Below are 19,278 nucleotides of genomic sequence, written 5' to 3' on the forward strand. Positions count from 1 at the left end.
GCACAAATTATCTTTAAACCAGTGTTTTACGAAAGCTATTAGGGCTAATACCATATTTATCTTTAAACAAGCGATAAAAAGTAGACAAGCTAGGCAACGCACTTTCTGCCGCCACTTTACTGATAGGCCAATCAGGATGATTGCGGAACAGTCCAACTGAATACTCCAGACGAAGATCATTCAAGTATACACTTAAATTTCCTCCCGACGTAGATAATTTTAAAATACTAGCAAAACGACTTCTATCTACTCCCATCAGACGAGCATAATCATCGCGTGTCAACTGATAGTCAAGATATAGTTTCTGCTCTTTCACTTTCTGATCGAATTTTAAAAACAATCCTTCTTTCTCCGACACTACAAGATCAGCTGAAGTACCTACCTCTTCAGTGCACACCTTACGATTGCCCGCAGCCTCTCTCATAGCATATCTCGACAAACCATTATTACGCTGATCATCCAACTCTAATATTAGTTCAGCCATTTTCCTATTCTTGCGTTTGATTACAAGCAAAGCCCGCCAAATAGGAATAGCAGAAATATCATGACCCCCACTAATCCCTCGATTACATAACGCTGTATCTTCATTCGATAAGATGCTTTTTCCAGTTCATACTCACGCGATACGGCTTTTGTTACATCTGTAAGGTCAAGCATCTGATTACGCTCTATATTTACACGTATCTGACTTTGAATATCATATAACCGAAGCATTGCATTATAAGCCTCTTTATGCTTCCCCAGCGAGTTATAAGCCTGGGCACTCTGATACAAGGTTCGAAGATAAATCACACTTAGTGAATCTGCCTTATCCATCTTTGAAAAATAGATTTTACTATGGAGCAGCACAGAATGATAATCCTTACTTTCAAGAAGATAGTCATTTATCTCAAGTTGGCCCATAAAGGTAGATGAGAAGTTGGTAGAATAAAACTTATCAGCATAAGTCTTTCCCACCTTACAGTTCTCCAACTTACACGACAAATAAGCCATCTTACTATAGAAAAAAGCTTTATGACGATCAAGCATATGTGTATCTACATCCTTGCGGGAGGCAAGACGAGATAGCAACTCTTCACGCTGCAGGCCAATTTCCCATGCATCTTTAGGATTTCTATCGTTAATATAATATGCCATCAAATAACCCATACAATGGGACAGCAAAAAACCGGCATCAGACTCAGGCACACCCGATAACAAAGCGATAGCTTCCTTTATGCAATCATAACTTTTATGCAGTATACCCATTTTACGATACAACTCACCTTCCATCTGTAGCATATTAGCCTTTAAAAGTTGATCCCCAGATTTCTCCGCATACTTCTTTCCTTCTGCTATTACATTAGCTGCCTCAGCAAGTTGAAATGAAGCTACAGAAGATTCAGCCAAAAGCATATAAGCATAGGAAGTCAGCACAGAATCCTGACGTATCTGCGGGTTATTCAATGCATGGCTAGCATAATGCATAGCCATATAATATTTTGACTGCGTACAATAAGCCAGCGCACGCAAATAATCAATGCCATACTGAGGATAAGACGATACTGTTTCAATACTATCCAACAAAGCTAAAGAAGTAACTGGATCACGTGCTATTTTTTTACGTAAATCAGCAAAAGGAATGCTATCTCCCCAAACAAAAGAAAAAGCGCCCCCACACAAAACTAAAAAACAAAAAAACTTTATTATCTTCACTCTTAAAAAATTTCCCAAAAACATTCATATCAAAATAACAAGTTCTTTTTACACATGAAGCATAAAAAATGGGAGAACGCTTTCTCCCAACCTTGTTAACCTTAAATCTAATACTATGAAAAAAATCACGTGACAAATGTAAGAATAACACTTATTCTGTGCAAATATCCAACCCTTGATTTTCAGCTTTTTAAAAGTTTTTAAAAGACAAAAAGAATTCGCCCCGAAACAGCGCGTGCTTCGGGGCGAATCTTTATCTGTCTGTAAAGAGGATTAGTCTTTCAGTTTTGCTTTGATGAAGTCGCGGTTCAAACGAGCGATGTTGCTGATTGAAACGCATTTCGGACATTCTGCTTCACAAGCACGGGTGTTGGTACAGTTACCGAAGCCCAGTTCGTCCATCTTGGCAATCATAGCCTTTGCACGACGCAATGCTTCCGGTTTTCCCTGAGGCAACAGGTTCAACTGGCTTACCTTAGCAGAAACGAACAGCATGGCTGAACCGTTCTTACAAGCAGCTACACAAGCACCACAACCGATACAAGAAGCAGCATCCATTGCTTCGTCAGCTACCGGCTTCGGAATCAGGATAGCGTTGGCATCCTGAGGAGCACCTGTACGTACGCTGATGAAACCACCTGCCTGCATAATCTTGTCGTAAGCTGTACGGTCTACCATCAAGTCCTTGATAACCGGGAAACCGGCTGAACGCCACGGTTCTACAGTGATTACATCACCGTCTTTGAAACGACGCATGTAGATCTGGCAGGTAGTAGCACCTGTAGCAGGTCCGTGCGGATGTCCGTTGATGTACAAAGAACACATACCGCAGATACCTTCACGACAGTCGTGGTCGAACACTACCGGTTCTTTTCCGTCTTCAATCAACTGTTCGTTCAAGATATCCAGCATTTCCAGGAAGGAAGTATCACCCGGGATGTCCTTCATCTGGAATGTATCGAAATGACCTTTTTCCTTAGGTCCGTTCTGACGCCAAACTTTCAGCGTAAATGATATATTTTTATCCATTTTACTTAGATTCTTTAATTGTTTAACTTCACTGATTAGCTCTTGTAGTTACGAGTCTGTACCTTGATAGCTTCGTAAACCAGCGGTTCTTTGTACAATACCGGAGCCTTGTCGTCGCTTCCCTGGTATTCCCAGCAAGCTACATAGAAGAAGTTTTCGTCGTCGCGTTTTGCTTCACCTTCTTCTGTCTGATGTTCTTCACGGAAGTGACCACCACAAGATTCTTCGCGGTTCAATGCATCGTATGCGATAAGCTGACCCATTGTGATGAAGTCGTCCAAACGGAATGCCTTGTCAAGCTCGATGTTCATACCTTCTTTTGCTCCCGGAATAAACAGTTCTGTTTCGAATTCCTTACGGATGTCTTTCAGCTTAGCCAAACCGGTCTTCAAACCTTCTGCAGTACGTCCCATACCTACGTATTCCCACATTACGCGGCCCAATTCCTTGTGAATTGAGTCTACAGACTTCTTACCCTTGATGTTCATCAGGTGGTCAATCTTAGCCTGTACAGCCTTTTCTGCTTCTGCAAATTCAGGCAAGTCAGTAGAGAAGCGAGGAACAGTAATCTGGTCTGACAAGTAATTCTGGATAGTGTAAGGCAATACGAAGTATCCGTCGGCCAGACCCTGCATCAATGCAGAAGCACCCAGACGGTTAGCTCCGTGGTCAGAGAAGTTACATTCACCGATAGCGAACAGACCCTTGATAGTAGTCTGGAGTTCGTAGTCTACCCAGATACCACCCATTGTGTAGTGGATAGCCGGATAAATCATCATCGGGTTGTAGTATTTCACACCGTTGATTTCGCGAGCCAGTTCGCCCGGATTTACGTCGGTGATTTCTTCGTACATATCGAACAAGTTACCGTAACGCTGGCGAACTACGTCCAAGCCCAGACGTTCGATACTTTCAGAGAAGTCAAGGAATACGGCCAGACCAGTGTTGTTTACACCGAAACCGTGGTCGCAACGTTCTTTAGCGGCACGTGAAGCCACGTCACGCGGAACCAGGTTACCGAATGCCGGATAACGGCGTTCCAGATAGTAGTCACGGTCTTCTTCAGGAATATCGCTACCTTTCTTTGTGCCAGCCTGCAATGCTTTGGCATCTTCCAGTTTCTTCGGAACCCAGATACGACCGTCGTTACGCAGAGATTCTGACATCAAAGTCAACTTAGACTGTTTGTCACCGTGTACCGGAATACAAGTCGGGTGAATCTGTACGTAAGCCGGGTTAGCGAACATAGCTCCCTTACGGTAGCAAGACATGGCAGCTGTTACGTTACATGCCATGGCGTTAGTTGACAGGAAGTAAGTGTTTCCGTAACCACCGGTTGCGATAACTACTGCGTGAGCAGCGAAGCGTTCCAACTTACCGGTTACCAGGTTCTTAGCGATGATACCACGTGCACGACCGTCAACCAATACTACGTCGAGCATTTCGTAACGAGTGTACAGTTTTACAGTACCGGCACCTACCTGACGGCTCAATGCAGAGTAAGCACCCAGCAACAGCTGCTGACCTGTCTGACCTTTAGCGTAGAATGTACGAGATACCTGCGCACCACCGAATGAACGGTTAGCCAGTGTACCACCGTATTCACGAGCGAAAGGAACACCCTGTGCCACGCACTGGTCGATGATGTTGTTTGATACTTCAGCCAAACGGTATACGTTAGCTTCACGAGCACGGTAGTCACCACCTTTCACTGTATCGTAGAACAGACGATAAACAGAGTCACCGTCGTTCTGGTAGTTCTTGGCAGCGTTGATACCACCCTGTGCAGCGATAGAGTGTGCACGGCGAGGAGAGTCCTGGATACAGAAGTTGAACACACGGAATCCCATTTCACCCAGAGAAGCAGCTGCAGAAGCACCTGCCAAACCTGTACCTACCACGATGATGTCCAGACGACGTTTGTTAGCCGGGTTCACCAGTTTCTGGTGAGCTTTATAATTGGTCCATTTCTCAGCTATCGGGCCTTCAGGAATCTTAGAATCAAGTATCTTAGTCATAATGTTTTTTCAATTTAATCAGTTACACTTAAATTAGCAAGCACCGCAACCCATCATGTTTTTCAGGAAGAACACAACGGCTACCAGCATGAAGCCAAGTACGATGATGGTAGAATAGATGTTAGAGATGCATTTCCAACGGTTAATCCAGATGGTGTTGTTCCAACCCAAAGTCTGCATAGAGCTCCAGAATCCGTGAGTCAGGTGGAACCACAAGGCAATCAGCCAGATGATATACAACACAAAGAACACCGGATTAGAGAATGTCTGCATGATGTAACCGTAACCGTCGGCTGCATGAAGACCACCCATCATCGGGTTGCCGATGATTTCAGCGAACTGCATTTTGTACCAGAAGTTTACGAAGTGAAGAGCCAGACCCAGGATTACGATGATACCCAGTACCAGCATGTTCTGAGATGCCCATTCCACGTTTTTCGGTTTTGCTGTCACTGCATAGCGTTCGTGACCGCGAGCTGCACGGTTCTGCATCGTCAGCCAGAAAGCGTAGATGATGTGAATTACAAACAGGGCAGCCAGTCCGACAGTAGCTACCAGCGCATACCAGTTGGCACCGAGGAACTCACAAACCATGTTGTACGCCTCGCCCGAGAACAATGCAACAAGGTTCATCGCCATGTGAAATGTCAGAAACAGGACAAGGGCGATACCAGTAACACTCATCACCACTTTCCTTCCAATAGATGAATTACTTAACCACATAAATGATTGAATTTAAATTATTTAATTGTTAGAACTATAAATTCGCACTCGAAGGTCCAAATTATGATGCAAAATTAGAAGATTTATTGAGATAACGCAACAGATTATGGAAAAAATTCTGTAATCGGAGGTTGTGAGCCACACGCAAAAAAACGCAAGTGCGTTTGAACCAAAACGTCGAAGAGTTTCAATTCAAACGCACTTGCGTTTCAGGGAAAACGTACTTGTGTTTTTCGTCAAACGCAAGTACGTTTTCCGGAGCTTATCTTTTAGGGAAATTCATGCCGGGCTTGCGCAACAGTTCGATGGCCTTTTTCATGCTGTCGTTCAGCGTGTTAATCACCTGGAAGTATTCGTTCATGTCCCAGATGTCGCGGGCCAGCAGGGCTTTCAGCTGTGTCTTGATCAGCGGAAGTGCCGTGCGGAACTGGGTCTCGTTGTAGGTGATTCCCATGGAGGTGCCTTGTGCCACCAGCTCGTCGAGCATGGCCTGGCTCACCTCAAACTCGCGGTTGAAGCGGTCGAACGTCTTGTACTGCTGGAGCCATTCTTTCCGGTGGCGGTCAATCAGCTTGATGTTCAGCTGCACCATGGCGCCTTTGTCGCGCAATGACAGGTAATAGTCGGTGTACATCGTGGTGTCGATGGGCACGAAATAGTCGGGCATGATGCCTCCGCCGCCGTACACGGTGCGTCCCAGTTTCAGGGTCTTGGCCTTGAGGGAGTCGGGGAAGTGGATGCTGTCGGCACTCATCATCTCGCCCCGGTTGTAGCGGTCTATCAGGTCTTTATTGTATTGCTCGATGCTTTCGTAAGGTTTCTGGATACAACGGCCTGAAGGGGTGTAGTAACGGGCTACCGTCAGGCGAATCATGGAACCGTCGGGCAAATCGATGGGGCGCTGCACAAGTCCTTTTCCGAAGGTGCGGCGGCCTACTACGATACCTCTGTCCCAATCCTGAATGGCTCCGGTCACGATTTCACTGGCGGAAGCCGAAAATTCGTCGACGAGCACCACCAGACGGCCTTTCTGGAAATCACCGTCGCCCTTGGCTTCAAACTCTGAACGCGGGTTGCGGCGTCCTTCGGTATAGACAATGAGCTCTTTCTTGCCCAGAATCTGGTCGCACAGGCTGATGGCGGCATTCAGGTAACCGCCTCCGTTGCCTTGCAAATCGAGAATCAGGTCTTTCATACCTTGTTTCTGCAATTTATGGAGGGCATCGGTAAATTCTTTTCCGGTGGTAGCGGCAAAGCGGCTCACACGGATGTAACCGATTTTTCCTTCCACCATGTACGAAGCATCCAGACTGTATACGGGAATCTTGTCGCGCTTGATGGTGAAAGGCAACAGCTCCTTCACACCGGCACGCAGCACCTTGACCGTTACTGTAGAGCCTTTCGGTCCGCGCAGACGGCGCATCACTTCTTCCGTATTCATCTTCACGCCGGCAATGACCGTGTCGTTCACTTCAATGATGCGGTCGCCGGCCAAAATACCTACTTTCTCGGAAGGTCCTCCCGACACGGGCTGAATGACGAACAGGGTGTCGGTAGCCATATTGAACTGGATACCGATGCCGTCAAAGTTTCCCTGAAGGGGTTCGTTGAGCCGCTTCACTTCTTCCGGATCAGAATAGGTGGAATGCGGGTCAAGCTCTTCCAGCATGCTGACAATGGCGGTTTCCACCAGCTTGTCTTCGTCTACCTTGTCTACATACAGATTGGAGATGGCGAACTCAGCCAGCTGCAGTTTGCGCGAAGGCGAATCGAGCAGCTTGTTCTGGGCAGGAAGTGCCGTCCATGCCGACCACCCTGCCAATAAAGCAAATACGTATTTTCTGATTTTCATGTGCATTCTTTCATTTTATTCCACTTCCATGCCTTCGGGCAGAAAGTCGGATACATCTTTTCCATACTGCAAAAGCTCACGCACGATGGTGGAACTGATGGAGGTCAGTTCGGGCTCGGTAAAGAGCAGGATGGTTTCTACGCCGGCCAGCTTGCGGTTGATGTCGGCAATGGTTTCTTCGTACTCAAAGTCGTGCACGGTACGGATGCCGCGGATAATGAATCCGGCCTCGCGCTCGCGGGCAAAATCAACGGTCAGATTGTCGTAGGCCTCTACCTTGATGCGTGGCTCGTCGGCATAAAGCTTGCGAATCATCTCTACACGCTTTTCGGTGGGAAACCAGGTTTTCTTTTTGTCGTTTATCCCGATACCGATAATAATTTCATCCATAAAGGTCAGGGCACGTTTCACCACGGAGTAGTGCCCGATAGTAAACGGGTCGAAGGTGCCCGGAAATATCGCTCTTTTCATCACTGATGACTGGCAGTTTTTAATTATTAATTCTTCATTCTTCATTCTTAATCAGGTCTTCTTCTACCACCAGGTTGTCGATGATGAAGTTCTGGCGCTCCATGGTGTTCTTTCCCATGTAGAATTCCAGCAGTTCCTTCACGGCGTCGGTCTTGCGAAGGGTGACTTGCTCCAGGCGCATGTCCTTGCCGATGAAATGACGGAACTCATCGGGAGAGATTTCTCCCAGTCCTTTGAATCGGGTGATTTCCGGATTGGGACTCAGCTTCTCGATGGCGGCCACCCGTTCTTCGTCCGAATAGCAGTAGATGGTTTCGTACACGCCTTTCTTGCGGTTTCGCACGCGGAACAGAGGTGTCTGCAAAATATATACATGACCTTTCTTGATCAGGTCGGGGAAGAACTGGAGGAAGAAGGTAATCATCAGCAGGCGGATGTGCATACCATCCACATCGGCATCGGTAGCCACGATTACCTTATTATACCGCAGTCCGTCGAGCCCTTCTTCAATGTTCAGGGCAGCCTGCAGGAGGTTGAACTCTTCGTTCTCGTAGACTACCTTCTTGGTGAGTCCGAAAGAATTCAGCGGCTTACCGCGCAAACTGAACACGGCCTGCGTATTGACATCGCGGCTTTTCGTAATGGAACCGCTGGCGGAGTCTCCCTCGGTGATGAAGATAGAACTTTCCAGACGGGGATCGTCTTCTTCTTTCTTTCCGCCTTTCTGGTCGTTCAGGTGGATGCGGCAGTCGCGCAACTTACGGTTGTGCAGGTTGGCTTTCTTGGCACGTTCACGGGCTATCTTCGTGACACCGGCAATGGCCTTACGTTCTTTCTCGGATTCCTGAATCTTCTGCAGCAGCACTTCGGCCACATCGGGATGCTTGTGAAGGTAGTTGTCTACCTGCTCTTTCACGAAATCGCCCACAAACTTGTTGACGCTGATACCGGAAAACGGATAGGGATTGCCTTCGGAATCTTTCTCAGGAGCCATGGTGAGTGAACCCAACTTGATTTTGGTCTGACTTTCGAAAGTCGGCTCGATCACGTTGATGGCAATGGCAGCCACCAGTCCGTTACGGATGTCCTGAAATTCGAGATTCTTTCCGTAGAATTCCTTGATGGCACGGGCAATGTGTTCCTTGAACGCACTCTGGTGGGTACCTCCCTGCGTGGTGTGCTGACCGTTGACAAAGGAATAGTATTCCTCGCCATACTGCGCGCTGTGGGTAAAGGCTATCTCAATGTCTTCGCCCGTCAGATGCACGATGGGATACAGCCCCGGTGCAGTCATGTTATCGTTCAGCAGGTCTTCCAGTCCGTTGCGGCTCACAATGCGATGACCGTTATAATAGATGGAAAGCCCCGTATTTAAATAGGTATAGTTGCGGAGCATGGTCTCAATGAACTCCGGACGGAAGTGGTAGTTCAGGAACAGGGTATCGTCGGGTTCAAAGAAAATATAGGTTCCGTTTTCTTCGTCCGTAGCACAGGTTTCGTCGCTGACCAGTTCACCGCGTTCGAACACGGCCTTGCGCATCTGTCCGTCGCGGGCACTCCAGGCAATAAAGCGGCGGCTCAATGCATTGACCGCCTTGGCTCCCACTCCGTTCAGTCCGACGCTTTTCTTGAAGGCCTTGGTGTCATACTTACCCCCGGTATTCAGCATGGAAACGGCATCGACCAGACTTCCCAAGGGAATGCCTCGTCCGTAGTCACGCACGGATACACGCAGGTTGTCTTCCATCTGGATGTCAATGCGTTTTCCGGCTCCCATCTTGAACTCGTCGATACTGTTGTCGACGACTTCCTTCAACAGCACATAAATTCCGTCTTCCACCTGCGAACCGTCGCCCAGACGACCGATGTACATACCGGGACGGGTACGCACGTGCTCCATGTCGCTCAGGTGGCGAATGTTCTCTTCTGTATAGGCAGCAGAGGAAACGGTTTGTTCATTGAGTTCTTCCATATCTATTCTCCCCTCTGTTTTTTAAATCATTTTCTTATAAGCACGGCGACGTTTGTGCTGCACGGATTCGAACGCGCTCCACTGTGCCTGTACTTTCTTGTTGAGCTCAAGCTCCGGATTACTTTCTCCATATTCAAATCCCATCTGCTGGAAAATGGGCACGAGGTCATAGAACAGGAGGGCATTGACTCCCTTGCTCTGGTATTCGGGCTTCACTCCTACCAGCAACAAATCGAGCACGCGCGGACGCTTGATGAAGAGGGCTTTCAGCAGGTGGAACCAACCGAAAGGCAACATCTTCCCCTTGGCTTTCTGCAAGGCTTTTGACAAAGAAGGCATGGCAATTCCCACTGCCACCAGATTGCCTTCCGCATCTTCTACCAGCGACACCATGCGCAGGTCGATGAGCGGCAGATACATCTTTATATACTGGTCAATCTGTCCCTGTGTCATTTTTGAATACCCGTAAAGGGGAGCGTAGGCTTCGTTAATCAAATCGAAGATTTTCTGCCCGTAGTTCTGTTTCTTGATTTCGCTCCGCTTGAGCTTCTTGATTTTCAGGTTGTATTTCTGAAGAATGATTTCGGAGATGCGCACAAACTTTTCCGGAAGCTGGTGAGGCACGCTCAGTTTGTATTCCACCCAGTCGGCTTCTTTCTCAAAGCCCAGCTGCTCCATGTGTTCCGGATAATAAGAATAGTTGTAGATGGTGGCCATGGTGCTCAGCTGGTCGAATCCTTCTACTAGCATTCCTTCGGCATCCATATCTGTAAATCCCAGCGGACCGACAATGGCTTCCATACCTTTTTCTTTTCCCCATTGTTCTACGGCTTTCAGCAAGGCTGAAGACACTTCTTCTTCGTCGATGAAGTCCAGCCAGCCGAAGCGGACTTCTTTCTTGTTCCAGGTGTCATTGGCACGGTGGTTGATGATACCAGCCACACGCCCCACTATCTCCTCGCCCTTGTAGGCCAGGAAATACTCTGCCTCACAAAATTCAAATGCCGGATTCTTCTTGGGATTGAAGGTATTCAGCATGTCATCGTACAAATCGGGAACGGAATAGGGATTATTTTTATAAAGTTCGTAATTAAAACGGATGAACTTCTTCAGTTCTTTTTTCGTAGTGACTTTTTTAATCGTGATAGTCATTGTGGTATAATTTTCTTTCGTTCGCTTTGAGTTTAGAAAAATTAAGGCTGTAAAGATAGTGTTTTTTCTCCTAAAAAGCGGGCTATTCACTGATTTTCACACTTTAAGGAATTTTTACGGAGGAGGTGAAGACAGACGGGAAATTAAGGATTTGACATGATTTTAAGCTATCTTTTCATTCTGCGTCCAGAATAAAAAATCCGATAAATCAGTAAGTTCTTGTTTTACAGAAAAATAGAACACTTTTCCTTCCTGAGAATTGAAAAATCAGCTTTTTCCCGGCAGATGGTCGGGATTTTTCAATTCTCACAGCAGTTAGTTCCACCATTCGTCGGGTAAGGAAAGTATCATGGCCACCACCTCGGCATAATTCTTCTGCCCGGAAGGAATCTGGTTCCCTTTCAGGTAATACTCATACATCAGTTCCTGCACACGTCCCACCACCGGATTATAGCGTGCCTGCCAGTAAGCCTGCTTTTCGCGAAGGGTCTGCAAAATTTCCGGACGGATGGAAGAAAGCAGTTGCCGGTAGTCTGCTTCCTCCAACAATGCGGCAGCGTTGGAAAGCACATAAGGCAACAGACCGAAATAGCCGGAGTAGCGGACGGCAGGCGAAACGGAACGGATGCAAATCTGATAGGCCCAGAAGTTGGCTTCGGCTTCACTGCTTATTCCCAGCAGATGGGAATACTCATGGGCATAGGTGAACGGCCATTGCAAGGAAGGCAGCTCACGGTTGAGCTGTGACTCGGCAAAGAAAGGGCCCATGTAGCCCAACACGCCGACACCGGAATAGAGTGCGTTGAACATGACCCGCTTGGGATGCTGGTAAGCTTTCGGTGAAGAGAGGCCAAAGCGGAAAGGCACTTGGGCAAAGAGTTGCTTGGCTTCTTTTTCGATAACTTCGTGCGAAGGAAAAGGCGACTGCGTGTAGGCTTGATTCAGGCGACGGGTATAGTCGGCCAGGAAGTGATGGAAGGTAGAATCCTGGTAGGCCACATATTCTAACGAGGAACGCGTAAAGAAGTCTTTCCGAAAATAATTGATTCCCCAGCCCACGTAGAACCAAAGGTACACTCCTACCAGCAGCTCGGCTTCTGCCCGCAAGGTCCATTTCCAGCCTTTCTTTTTCTTCCAGCTCCACAACGGAATCCCGACAAGCAGGACACACGCTCCCACAAAGAACCATTCTTCCATGGAGAAAGGAATCCAGGAAACCAGGGCCGACAACAATGCGGACAAACTGGGATAAACCTGACGGGCGTACAACTCGCCCATATCCGGGAAAAAACGGCAAAGGAGGACGAGGCACAATCCTAGTCCCTCTGCGGTCCAACGTACGTAACGCAAGGGAAAACTTTTCATACACACAAAGTTATATGTTTTCAGACAAGGTGGAGGAAGTGACAAAGAAATTATATATTTTTGTAACACAGATTAATCATGAATTATACTTAGATAGAAATGGCTTTAAACTACATCTGGATTGCATTTTTCCTTCTGGCCTTTGTGGTGGCACTGGTCAAGCTCGTATTTTTAGGCGACACGGCCGTATTTCCGGAGATTATCAATTCTACTTTTGCTTCTTCCAAAACGGCGTTCGAAATTTCATTGGGACTGACGGGGGTACTGTCGCTCTGGCTGGGCATCATGAAGATTGGAGAAAAAGGAGGCGTTATACAGCTTTTCGCCCGTCTGCTGAGTCCGCTGTTTTCGAAACTGTTTCCGGAAATCCCCAAAGGGCATCCGGTGACGGGAAGTATTTTCATGAACCTGGCGGCGAATATGCTGGGACTGGACAATGCCGCCACACCGCTCGGTCTGAAAGCCATGGAGGGACTGCAGGAACTCAACCCGCGCAAGGACACGGCCAGTAACCCGATGATCATGTTTCTGGTGCTGAACACATCGGGACTGACACTGATTCCCATCAGCATCATGGTATACCGGGCACAGATGGGAGCCGCACAACCCACGGACGTGTTTGTTCCGATTCTATTGGCGACTTTCTTTTCGACGATGGCCGGCATCATTGCGGTCAGCCTGTACCAGCGCATCAACCTGCTGAACCGGACCATCCTGCTGTTTCTCGGTGGAGCCAGCCTGCTCATTGCGGGCATCATCTGGCTTTTCCTTCAGCTCAGCCGGGAACAGATTGACCTCTACTCTACGACCTTTGCCAATGTGTTTCTCTTTCTCGTCATCATCGGCTTTATCGTGTCGGGCATGCGGAAAAGAATCAATGTATATGACGCGTTCGTAGAAGGAGCCAAAGAGGGCTTTTCTACTGCCGTGCGCATCATTCCTTACCTGGTGGCGATTCTGGTTTCCATCGGCGTGTTCCGTGCTTCGGGAGCCATGGATTTTCTGATTCAGGGCATCGCCGGGGTGGTTCGGAGTTGCGGAATAGACGACCAGTTTGTAGGCGCACTGCCCACGGCACTGATGAAGCCGTTGAGCGGCAGCGGAGCCCGCGGCCTGATGGTGGATGCCATGAGCACCTACGGAGCTGATTCGTTTGTCGGTCGTCTGGCCTGCATCTTCCAAGGGTCGACGGATACCACATTCTATATTCTGGCGGTGTATTTCGGAAGCGTCAGCGTGACACGCACAAGGCATGCATTAAGTTGCGGACTGATTGCCGACTTCGCCGGAATACTGGCTGCCATTTTCATCGGATATTTATTTTTCAATTGACATAAGCTATGATTAGTTATCAGACAGAAGGCGTGGAAATGCCCGCCATCAAGAAGCGCGAAACGACCGCATGGATCAAAGCCGTGGCCGAAACTTACGGCAAGAAGGTAGGTGAAATCGCGTACATCTTTTGCTCGGACGAGAAGATTCTGGAAGTAAACCGCCAGTATCTGCAGCATGATTATTACACGGACATCATCACATTCGACTACTGCGAAGGCAAGAAACTGTCGGGCGATTTGTTCATCAGCCTGGACACGGTACGCACCAACGCCGAACAGTTCGATGCAGCGTATGAGACGGAACTCTACCGCGTAATCATACACGGCATACTGCATCTTTGCGGCATCAATGACAAAGGGCCGGGAGAACGCGAAATCATGGAAGCCGCAGAAAACAAAGCACTGGAAATGCGGAAAGATTTCATGTAATTCGTATTTTTGCAAAGGATTAAAAACATAAAAGCTAATGGATTTCAAGTATGATGTAATCGTAATCGGAGCCGGTCATGCCGGATGTGAAGCGGCGGCTGCGGCTGCCAATCTGGGCTCAAAGACCTGCCTGATTACAATGGACATGAACAAAATCGGGCAGATGAGCTGTAACCCGGCCGTAGGGGGTATTGCCAAGGGACAAATCGTCAGAGAGATTGACGCCCTGGGAGGATACATGGGACTGGTGACAGACAAGACCGCCATCCAGTTCCGTATGCTGAACCGTTCCAAAGGACCGGCCATGTGGAGTCCGCGCGCCCAGTGCGACCGAGGAAAATTTATCTGGGCCTGGAGAGAAATTCTGGAGAACCTGCCCAACCTGCATATCTGGCAAGATACGGTGGAAGAGTTGTTGGTGGAGAACGGAGAAGTGACCGGCGTGGTGACTTGCTGGGGAGTGACGTTTCATGCCAAATGCGTGGTGCTGACTGCCGGTACTTTCCTGAACGGTCTGATGCACATCGGACACAAGATGCTGGCAGGAGGACGCTGTGCGGAACCGGCATCGTATCACCTGACTGAATCCATCACCCGCCACGGCATTACGGCCGGACGCATGAAGACGGGTACTCCGGTGCGCATCGACGGAAAGAGCGTACACTTTGACCTGATGGACACGCAGGACGGCGAGAATGATTTCCACCGTTTCTCGTTTATCAGCGAACCGCGCCACCTGAAACAGCTGCAATGCTGGACCTGCTTTACCAACGAAGAGGTGCACGACACGCTCCGGAAAGGACTGGCCGACTCTCCCCTTTTCAACGGACAAATCCAAAGCATCGGACCGCGTTACTGCCCGAGTATCGAAACCAAAATCGTGACCTTCCCCGACAAACCGCAACACCAGTTGTTCCTGGAACCGGAAGGTGAAACCACACAGGAGCTTTACCTGAACGGCTTCTCTTCTTCACTCCCGATGGACATCCAGCTGGAGGCTCTGAAGAAGATTCCTTGCTTCAAAGACCTGGTGGTGTACCGTCCGGGATATGCCATCGAATACGACTACTTCGACCCGACACAGCTGAAGCATACGCTGGAATCGAAGGTGGTGAAAAACCTGTTCTTTGCCGGACAGGTGAACGGCACAACCGGATACGAAGAAGCCGGCGGACAGGGTATCATTGCAGGTATCAACGCGCACCTGAACTGCCACGGCGGCGAGCCGTTCGTGCTGGGACGTGACGAAGCTTACATCGGCGTACTGATTGACGACCTCGTGACCAAAGGTGTGGATGAGCCGTACCGTATGTTTACTTCAAGAGCGGAATACCGTATCCTGCTTCGTCAGGATGACGCCGACATGCGACTGACCGAACGAGCTTATCAGTTGGGACTGGTGAAGGCCGACCGCTACGAAATCCTGCAAAAGAAACGGGCCGAAATAGACCGCATCGTAAACTTCGTAAGCACCTTCTCCGTGAAGGCCGACAAGATAAACGACGCCCTCGAAAAGTTAGGAACAGCTCCGCTTACTCATGGGTGCAAGCTGGTTGATTTAATCAGCCGCCCGCAGATTACGATTGAAAATATCGCTCCTTATATCCCCGCCTTCCAGGCTGCACTCGACAAAATCGAGGAACGAAAAGAAGAGGTGATTGAGGCCGCCGAAATCCGCATCAAGTACAAAGGCTACATCGACCGGGAGCGTACGATTGCCGACAAGATACACCGGCTGGAGTCCATCCGAATCAAGGGCAAGTTTGACTACGCGAACCTGCAATCCCTGTCGACCGAAGCCCGCCAGAAACTGGTGAAGATAGACCCGGAAACCCTGGCACAGGCCAGCCGCATTCCCGGCGTATCACCGAGCGACATCAACGTGCTGCTAGTGCTTCTGGGACGATAAAGCAGGCATGTTTCACGTGAAACAATTTGTTTAAGGAATACACATAAAATACTGGATATGAATAAAGAAACATTAAAGAAAAACCTTCGAGAAATACCCGATTTCCCCAAGCCCGGAATTCTGTTCTACGACGTCACTACCCTGTTCAAAAATGCGGAATGCTTGCAGGGCATGATAGACGAGTTGTATGAACTATACAAGGACAAAGGGATTACCAAAGTGGTAGGTATCGAGTCCAGAGGATTCATTCTGGGAGGCGCCCTGGCGGCCCGCTTAGGAGCCGGATTCATCATGGCCCGCAAGCCCGGAAAGTTGCCGGCTGAAGTCATTGAAGAAACTTACGCCAAAGAGTATGGTACCGACACCATACAGCTTCACAAGGATGCCATCAGCAAAGACGACGTGGTATTGTTGCACGACGACTTACTGGCTACAGGCGGAACGATGGCAGCAGCTTACCGACTGGTAAAACGCTGCGGCGTGGAGAAAGCATACGTTAACTTCGTCATCGAACTGAAAGGGTTGAACGGAAGAAACGCCTTCGAAAAGGATGTAGAAGTTACTACCCTTTTAGAACTATAACACGAGAAGAATCCCCTACAGAAAGGGGAAATTATATGCAGCCTTCTTTGCAGGAAACCTCTCCTCAAAGAAGGCTGTATTCACCCTGACAAGAACCCTACGACATGGAAGAAACAGAAAAGACAAGCAACACCAGCGAATACCTGAAAGGAATCGTATTGAACCTTCCGGAAGGTCCGGGCATCTACCAATACCTGAACAAGGAAGGGGTCATCATCTATGTGGGAAAAGCCAAGAATCTGAAGCGCCGTGTCTATTCTTATTTTTCCAAGGATCACCAGTCGGCCAAGACGCGCATGCTGGTTTCCAAGATTGCCGACATCCGCTACATCGTAGTGAACTCGGAAGAGGATGCCCTGCTGCTGGAGAATAACCTGATTAAAAAATACAAGCCAAGATACAACGTGCTGCTGAAGGACGACAAGACCTACCCTTCCATCTGTATCAGCAACGAGTATTTCCCGCGCATCTACAAGACCCGGAAGATTATTCGCGACGGTTCGAATTACTTCGGTCCGTACAGCCACGTGCCTTCCATGATGGCCTTGCTGGAGCTGATTAAAAAGCTGTATCCGCTCCGTACCTGCCACCTGGCACTGACGCCCGAAAACATTGCGCAGGGAAAGTTCAAGGTCTGTCTGGAATACCACATCAAGAACTGCAAAGGGCCCTGCATCGGGAAGCAGTCACACGAAGAATACATGCAGCAGATAGCGCAGGCAAGGGAGCTGCTGAAAGGCAATACCCAGAAGGTAAGCAATGCGCTGATGGAAGAAATGAAATGCCTGGCAGAAGAGATGAAGTTTGAGGAAGCACAAAAACTCAAGGAGCAATACATGCTCATTGAAAGCTATCGCGCCAAGAGTGAAGTGGTGAGTTCGGTGCTTCATCACATCGATGTATTCTCCATAGAAACGGACGAAAATACGGCGTACATCAACTACCTGCACATTACCAACGGATGCATCAACCAGGCTTTCACCTTCGAATACAAAGTACGCATGAACGAGAGCAAGGAGGAACTGCTGCAGTTGGGTATCGTGGAAATGCGCGAACGTTATAAAAGCACATCGAAGGAAATTATCGTGCCCTTTGAACTGGACATGGAAATGAACGGCGTAACGTTCACGATTCCTAAAAAGGGCGAGAAAAAACACCTACTCGACCTTTCGCTGATGAACGTGAAGCAGTATAAAGTGGACCGCCTGAAGCAGGCCGAAAAACTGAATCCGGAGCAACGGAGCGTACGGCTGATGAAAGAAATCCAGGCACAGCTACAACTGGAGAAAATGCCGAACCACATTGAGTGTTTTGATAACTCCAATATTCAAGGGTCGGATGCAGTGGCTGCCTGCGTGGTGTTCAAGAAAGCCAAACCCAGCAAAAAAGACTACCGGAAATACCTTATCAAAACGGTGGTGGGACCGGACGATTACGCTTCCATGCAGGAGGTGGTACGCCGCCGCTACAGCCGTATTCTGGAAGAGCAGGGCGAACTGCCCGACCTGATTCTGACGGATGGAGGAAAAGGACAGATGGAAGTGGTAAGGCAGGTGATAGAAGACGAGCTGCACCTGCAGATTCCCATTGTGGGACTTGCCAAGAACAACCGCCACCGCACGTCGGAAGTGCTGTTTGGTTTTCCGCCGCAGACGCTCGGCATCAAGCAGGGCACTCCCCTTTTCCATCTGCTGGAAAATATCCAGGATGAGGTGCACCGCTTTGCCATCACCTTCCATCGGGAAAAAAGAAGCAAAAGCCAGATTGCCTCTGCCCTCGACAATATCAAAGGCATCGGCGACAAGCGGAAAACGGCCCTGCTGAAAAAGTTCAAGAGTGTGGCCCGCATCCGGCAAGCCAGCCTGGAAGAGATTGCCGAAGTAATTGGAGAAAGTGCAGCGAAAAGCGTGAAGGAATCACTATCTGAATCCAAATAAATTGCTATTTTTGTAGAAACAAGACGAATCACATGAGAGTAGTTATACAGCGCGTAACACACGCATCCGTGACCATTGACGGAGTTTGTAAATCGGCCATCAAAGAAGGCTTCATGATTCTGCTCGGCATTGAAGCTGCCGACACGCAGGAAGATGCAGACTGGCTCTGCAAGAAGATTGTCAACCTTCGTGTGTTTGACGATGAGAATGGAGTAATGAACAAGTCCATTCTGGATGTGCAGGGAGAAATCCTTGTAGTAAGCCAGTTCACACTGATGGCCTCGACCAAGAAGGGAAACCGCCCCTCTTACATCCGGGCTGCCGGACATGAAATTGCCGTTCCTCTGTACGAATACTTCTGCAATGAATTGAGCATTGCCCTGGGAAAACAAGTAGGAACCGGTGAGTTTGGAGCCGACATGAAGGTAGAATTATTGAACAACGGACCGGTGACCATCTGCATGGACACCAAAAACAAGGAATAACCATGACACTGGAAGAAGCACAGAAGACCGTAGACGAATGGATAAAGACGTACGGAGTAAGGTACTTCAGTGAGCTGACCAATATGGCTGTACTCACGGAAGAAGTGGGCGAACTGGCACGCATCATGGCACGCACCTACGGCGACCAGTCGTTCAAGGCAGGCGAGAAAACGGACTTGGGCGACGAAATGGCCGACGTGCTCTGGGTGTTGCTCTGCCTGGCCAACCAGACGGGAGTGGACCTGACGGAAGCGTTCAGAAAGAACCTGGAGAAGAAAACAAGCCGAGACAAGGAAAGACATAAAAACAACCCTAAACTATAAAG

The 19,278-nt window shown here is 48.7% G+C and carries 17 protein-coding genes; 7 read left to right on the forward strand and 10 right to left on the reverse strand.

What is annotated here, in order from left to right; all coding sequences use genetic code 11:
• Positions 1 to 13: 13 nt before the first annotated feature.
• From BACPLE_RS05050 to BACPLE_RS05095, 10 genes are all read right to left on the reverse strand, one after another.
• Positions 14 to 484: a helix-turn-helix domain-containing protein gene (locus tag BACPLE_RS05050; protein ID WP_040312426.1), complete on the reverse strand. Its 471-nt coding sequence runs from the start codon at positions 482 to 484 to the stop codon at positions 14 to 16.
• A gap of 20 nt (positions 485 to 504) precedes the next feature.
• Positions 505 to 1,713 carry a hypothetical protein gene (locus BACPLE_RS05055; RefSeq protein WP_148374620.1) on the reverse strand — a complete coding sequence of 403 codons (1,209 nt, stop codon included), beginning with the start codon at positions 1,711 to 1,713 and terminating at the stop codon, positions 505 to 507.
• Positions 1,714 to 1,968: 255 nt separating this feature from the next.
• Positions 1,969 to 2,724, reverse strand: a complete 756-nt coding sequence (locus BACPLE_RS05060; RefSeq protein ID WP_007559479.1) for a succinate dehydrogenase/fumarate reductase iron-sulfur subunit — start codon at positions 2,722 to 2,724, stop codon at positions 1,969 to 1,971.
• Positions 2,725 to 2,759: 35 nt separating this feature from the next.
• Positions 2,760 to 4,742, reverse strand: coding sequence for a fumarate reductase/succinate dehydrogenase flavoprotein subunit (locus BACPLE_RS05065; protein WP_007559481.1), 1,983 nt, complete (start codon positions 4,740 to 4,742; stop codon positions 2,760 to 2,762).
• Between the two features lie 33 nt (positions 4,743 to 4,775).
• On the reverse strand, positions 4,776 to 5,465 hold the full coding sequence (locus tag BACPLE_RS05070; RefSeq protein ID WP_007559482.1) for a succinate dehydrogenase/fumarate reductase cytochrome b subunit: 690 nt from the start codon (positions 5,463 to 5,465) through the stop codon (positions 4,776 to 4,778).
• Positions 5,466 to 5,727: 262 nt separating this feature from the next.
• Positions 5,728 to 7,323: a S41 family peptidase gene (locus tag BACPLE_RS05075; protein ID WP_007559484.1), complete on the reverse strand. Its 1,596-nt coding sequence runs from the start codon at positions 7,321 to 7,323 to the stop codon at positions 5,728 to 5,730.
• A 9-nt stretch (positions 7,324 to 7,332) separates the two neighbouring features.
• Positions 7,333 to 7,788: a pantetheine-phosphate adenylyltransferase gene (gene coaD, locus BACPLE_RS05080; protein WP_040312467.1), complete on the reverse strand. Its 456-nt coding sequence runs from the start codon at positions 7,786 to 7,788 to the stop codon at positions 7,333 to 7,335.
• Between the two features lie 34 nt (positions 7,789 to 7,822).
• A complete protein-coding gene (locus BACPLE_RS05085) occupies positions 7,823 to 9,760 on the reverse strand; it encodes a DNA topoisomerase IV subunit B (RefSeq protein WP_007559488.1) in 1,938 nt (645 codons plus the stop codon).
• 21 nt (positions 9,761 to 9,781) lie between these two features.
• On the reverse strand, positions 9,782 to 10,912 hold the full coding sequence (locus BACPLE_RS05090; RefSeq protein ID WP_007559490.1) for an N-acetyltransferase: 1,131 nt from the start codon (positions 10,910 to 10,912) through the stop codon (positions 9,782 to 9,784).
• A 315-nt stretch (positions 10,913 to 11,227) separates the two neighbouring features.
• Entirely contained in the window at positions 11,228 to 12,277 is a 1,050-nt protein-coding gene (locus BACPLE_RS05095; RefSeq protein ID WP_040312428.1) for a DUF3810 domain-containing protein, read from the reverse strand.
• 99 nt (positions 12,278 to 12,376) lie between these two features.
• Between BACPLE_RS05095 and BACPLE_RS05100 the strand changes: the two genes are divergently transcribed.
• The 7 genes from BACPLE_RS05100 (at position 12,377) to BACPLE_RS05130 (ending at position 19,276) form a co-directional block, all read left to right on the forward strand.
• Positions 12,377 to 13,609: a nucleoside recognition domain-containing protein gene (locus tag BACPLE_RS05100; RefSeq protein WP_007559496.1), complete on the forward strand. Its 1,233-nt coding sequence runs from the start codon at positions 12,377 to 12,379 to the stop codon at positions 13,607 to 13,609.
• 8 nt (positions 13,610 to 13,617) lie between these two features.
• The gene (ybeY, locus tag BACPLE_RS05105; protein ID WP_007559498.1) at positions 13,618 to 14,040 is read left to right on the forward strand and encodes an rRNA maturation RNase YbeY; all 423 of its coding nucleotides are present in this window, start codon (positions 13,618 to 13,620) and stop codon (positions 14,038 to 14,040) included.
• Positions 14,041 to 14,077: 37 nt separating this feature from the next.
• Positions 14,078 to 15,949 carry a tRNA uridine-5-carboxymethylaminomethyl(34) synthesis enzyme MnmG gene (gene mnmG, locus BACPLE_RS05110; RefSeq protein ID WP_007559500.1) on the forward strand — a complete coding sequence of 624 codons (1,872 nt, stop codon included), beginning with the start codon at positions 14,078 to 14,080 and terminating at the stop codon, positions 15,947 to 15,949.
• Positions 15,950 to 16,006: 57 nt separating this feature from the next.
• Entirely contained in the window at positions 16,007 to 16,531 is a 525-nt protein-coding gene (locus BACPLE_RS05115; protein WP_007559502.1) for an adenine phosphoribosyltransferase, read from the forward strand.
• 104 nt (positions 16,532 to 16,635) lie between these two features.
• Positions 16,636 to 18,468, forward strand: coding sequence for an excinuclease ABC subunit UvrC (uvrC, locus tag BACPLE_RS05120; RefSeq protein ID WP_007559505.1), 1,833 nt, complete (start codon positions 16,636 to 16,638; stop codon positions 18,466 to 18,468).
• A 32-nt stretch (positions 18,469 to 18,500) separates the two neighbouring features.
• On the forward strand, positions 18,501 to 18,953 hold the full coding sequence (dtd, locus tag BACPLE_RS05125; protein ID WP_007559507.1) for a D-aminoacyl-tRNA deacylase: 453 nt from the start codon (positions 18,501 to 18,503) through the stop codon (positions 18,951 to 18,953).
• A gap of 2 nt (positions 18,954 to 18,955) precedes the next feature.
• Positions 18,956 to 19,276 carry a nucleotide pyrophosphohydrolase gene (locus BACPLE_RS05130; protein WP_007559509.1) on the forward strand — a complete coding sequence of 107 codons (321 nt, stop codon included), beginning with the start codon at positions 18,956 to 18,958 and terminating at the stop codon, positions 19,274 to 19,276.
• The last annotated feature ends 2 nt before the right edge of the window (positions 19,277 to 19,278 follow it).

Origin of the sequence: Phocaeicola plebeius DSM 17135, assembly GCF_000187895.1 — a bacterium.
GTDB classification, from domain to species: Bacteria; Bacteroidota; Bacteroidia; order Bacteroidales; family Bacteroidaceae; genus Phocaeicola; species Phocaeicola plebeius.